The organism is Luteibacter sp. P4_E6 (assembly GCF_056401535.1).
Map to the genome: position 1 here is coordinate 1 of NZ_JBFUJE010000343.1, position 4,241 is coordinate 4,241.

The 4,241-nt window shown below is 61.7% G+C and carries 1 protein-coding gene; it reads left to right on the top strand.

Annotation, left to right across the window (positions count from 1 at the left end):
• Nucleotides 1-132: 132 nt before the first annotated feature.
• The gene (locus tag AC1DT2_RS16810) at nucleotides 133-4,161 is read left to right on the top strand and encodes a hypothetical protein (RefSeq protein ID WP_477297594.1); all 4,029 of its coding nucleotides are present in this window, start codon (nucleotides 133-135) and stop codon (nucleotides 4,159-4,161) included.
• Nucleotides 4,162-4,241 lie beyond the last annotated feature (80 nt).

A 4,241-nucleotide genomic window follows, 5' to 3' on the forward strand; every position in this document is an offset into this window, starting at 1 on the left:
GGGTGCGACTACACGCTGCGGCCACAAGATGCCGTCACGTCGTCGGGCTCGATTACGCAGCCGTCAGGGGTCACAGGGACCTTTACCCTCAAAAGCACCATCCGGGGCCGGTCGAACGTGCCCAAGGTGTGTTTGAACGCCAACACGACGCCGCAGCTGCGCTTCCCGGCAGCCTACAAATCCAATTCCCTTATCCAGCGGACCTTGAGCGGTGCGGGCATCGGCACCCAGACGTGGAATTACACCTACTCGTCGCCAAACGACAGCTGGGCGCCGTGCACCGGGTGCGCCACCAGTGTGTCGACCGAAATGGTCGACCCGTCCAACCGCACGACGCGCTACACCTTCAGCAACAGCTTCGATGCGTCCGAAAGCCTCCTGCTGAAGTCCGAGTTCTTCACCGCTGGCGACACGTCCACACTGGTCCGGTCGGAGGCCAGCAATTACGCGCTGCCGCCAGCCAGCGGTCCCTGGCCTTATCCCTGGCCGCAAACCCTGGGTCGCTCGGCGGTGCTTGCGGTCAACTCCGACCAGATGGGACGGTTGACCCCGGTCAACCAAAAGACCACGGTGCATGACAGCGACACCTACCTCTGGACCGCAAACGCCTTCGACGCGCTTGCCAACCCCACCCAGGCGACCCGCTCGAATTCTGTCGCCGGGCAGACGGCACTGGTCGAAACGACCACCTACCTCAATGACACGGGCCACTGGGTGCTCGGCCTGCCGCAGACGGTGACCAACGTCTCCCCGGCGTTGTCTGTACCGGAAACGGAATCCGTCAACACCTACACGGCACTCGACCAGCTGCAAAGCCGCTCGCGCTTCGGTCACACGTTGATGAACTACACGTACGACGGTCTCGGCCAGTTGGCCACCTTCACAGACCCCCTCAATCACACCACCACCTTGAGCGCGTACCAGCGCGGCCTGCCGACCCTGGTGACCTACCCGGACCAGACGACTGAACACATCGGGGTCGATGCCTTTGGTGAAGTGGCGTCCGTCACCGACCAAAATGGCAATGCCACGACCTACAGCTACGACTCGGTCGGAAGGCTGGGACAAATCAGCTATCCAGCCGGAGACACCGTGGCCTGGGCGCCGAAGGTGTTCGCCTATAGCTTCGTGGGGACAGCAGAGCAGGGCGTCGACGCAGGGCACTGGCGGCGCACGGTCACGCAAGGCGACGGCACGGCGACCAACTATACGCAGGTGACCTACTTCGATGCGTTGCTGCGGCCCATGGTGGCCCAGCGCTTTCGCACCATTGACGGCGCGCTGCCGACAACCACGGTGACCGTGCACGACTGGAAGGGCAACACGACCTTCCAGTCCTACGCGGTCGACGGACTGCAGGCCTACAACTCGGCGGCTGTGACCAACGGCATCACGACGAACTACGACGCATTGTCCCGAGCCATCCAGACCATCCAGCCGTCTGAAGATTTGAACCATCCCGCAGACGTCACCACGACCGGTTATCCGGGCGGTGCGAGAAAGCAGGTCACGGACCCGAACAACAACACGACGACCACGACCTACCAGGTGTTTGACGAGCCAGAGCTGAAAAACGCCGTGAAGGTGGAAGCTCCGGAAGGCGTCGTCCAGCAAATCACGCGAGACTTGTACGGCAATCCGCAAACCGTCATCCAGGGTGGTGTGACCAAATCCATGGTGTACGACAGCTTCAAGCGGGTTTGTCGCACCTTCGAGCCGGAGACGATGAGCACGGTGACAAGCTTTGACGCGGCCAACAACGTCGTCTGGAGCGCCAAGGGCCAGAACATCACGGAAGCCGGCTGCGGCTATGACCAGGTGCTAGCTGCCGCCATGGTGTCGCGCACCTACGACACGCTCAATCGCGTCACGAAGGTGACCTACGGCGATGGGGTGACGCCGGAAGCAGACTTCACCTACACACTGACCGGCAAGCCATCGACCGAGTCCTCGGGGACTGGTGCGGCAGTCGTCCAATGGCTGTTTGCCTACAACAAACGCGACCTGACGACTGGGCAGAGTTTGTCCGTCGATGGCCATGTCTGGCCGGTGGGGCTCGGCTACGACGTCAACGGCGTTGTGGCCGCCGTAACTTATCCCGACAGCAAGGCCGTGCCGCTTGCGCCCGACGCTTTCGGCCGTCCCACCCAGGCGGGCACCTACGCGACCGGCGCATCCTATTTCCCCGACGACCAGCTGCTGCACTTTACCCTCGGCAATGGCGTGGACTATCTCGCCCAACGAAACACGCGTCAGTTGATGTCGGACTTTTCGTATACCCAAGGCACGACCCTCACCCTCAGCGAAGGGTTCAAGTACGACCCGAACGCCAACATCACCGAACTCGACGACCTGGTCGCGAGCGGCCCGCGCTCCCGCACGTTCAGTTACGACGGCTTGAATCGCTTGAAGACTGCAACCAGCGGTCTTTGGGGTTCGGACACCTACAACTACGACCCCCTCAACAACCTGACCACCATCGTTTCGGGCACCCAGACCAGCACGTACACCTACGATGTCACGAACAAGCTCACCAGCATCGGGGGTGGCAGCGTGTCGCGGACCTTTGCCTACGACACCCGTGGCAACGTCACGACAAACGGAACCGAGCACTACACGTTCGACCAGGCGGACCGCCTGACCTCGGTCAACACCAGCACCGACAAGTACACGTACGACGCCGAAGGCCGTCGGGTGAAAGCAGTCGTGACGGGGGCGACCACGTATTCCCTGTACACGCACGACGGGCAGCTGCTTTGGCAGTTCAATCCCAGCGGCAACAACGGGACGGACTACATCTACCTCGGCAAGAAGCTCGTTGCCCGCACGGACAGTGTGGCCGGAGCCGGGGCACCGGTGCTGAGCGCACCGGCGACCGGTAAGCCCAATACGGCGTATACCGTGTCCTGGACCACAATCCCGTCGACGACCAGCTACCAGCTCCAGGAAGAGCCCGACGGTGGCACGTGGACGGCTGTCTACACAGGGACCGCGCTGAGCAAGTCCATCACGCACACAGCAGTGGGTACCTTCCACTATCAGGTGCGTGCGTGTGGTGCCAGCGGGTGCGGCAACTGGAGTCCCATAGCGACGACCGTGGTGTCCGTGCCCGTGACGATTCCGGTGATGCCGGCAACCGTGTCTGGTGTGCTCAGTCCCGACCAGCAGAGCGTCACCGTTAGCTGGGCCGCGTCGGCCGGTGCGACGTCTTACGACGCTACGTCAACTGGAGGGACTCCGGGTTCCTACACGGGAACGGCGTTGTCAGTATCGCTGCCGGCGGCACTGGATGGAACTTACATTTTCCGGGCGAGGGCATGCAATTCCGCCGGCTGCAGCGGATGGGCGACAAGCGCTGGGTTGGTGGTGCGGCATACGCCACCCGCGCCTGCGTCCATCAATGTGCAATCGGCGAGCAGCGGATCGGTTGCGATCAGCTGGCCGACCACGGCCTATGCGCTGACTTACGAACTGCAACAGAGTTCCGACAACGTTACCTTCGCCAACATTTGGGCAGGCACCGGAACCTCGACGACAGCAATCGTTTCGGTGAGCGGCATCTATTACTTTCGTGTCCGGGCTTGTAATACAGCGCCGTGTGGCAACTACAGTCCCGTCGGGTCGTCCACCGTAACTATCGCGCCTTCGTCGGCACCGGCCATTTCGGTTCCCGGAACAAGTACGAACGGCTGCTACACAGTCACTTGGGGCATGGTCGCCAGAGCGACGTCGTACGTGATGCAGGAAAGCGCCAACAACAGTGCATTTGCAACCATCGGAAATGACGGATCGGGCACGTTGAATATTTGCGGCAAGGGCAACGGTAGCTACGCCTATCACGTTCAACCATGCAATATYGGTGGGTGTGGGCCGGTGAGCGGAACCGTCACGGTCCAAGTTGCACTCCCGCCTGCCGCACCATCAGGCGTGAATACGACAAGGACCAACTCGGGGACGACTTTTACCTTCACGGGAACTTGGGGCGCCGTAAGCGGTGCGCTTCGGTACGAGGTTCTGAGCGGCACGACTACGGTCTACAACTCATCAATCGCCTCGTATGTGCTCCAGAGTGGATCCTCGACCACGCTGACTGGTTCGTATTCCGTCCGTGCCTGCAATGCGTCCGGTTGCTCGGCCTATGTGCCGTTCCCGTCACCGTGATTCGGAGAATTCTCATGACTTCATGCATGAATGTTGTTCGGTCTCTCTCGCGGCTGGGCCGGGGCGCGATACGTTCCATG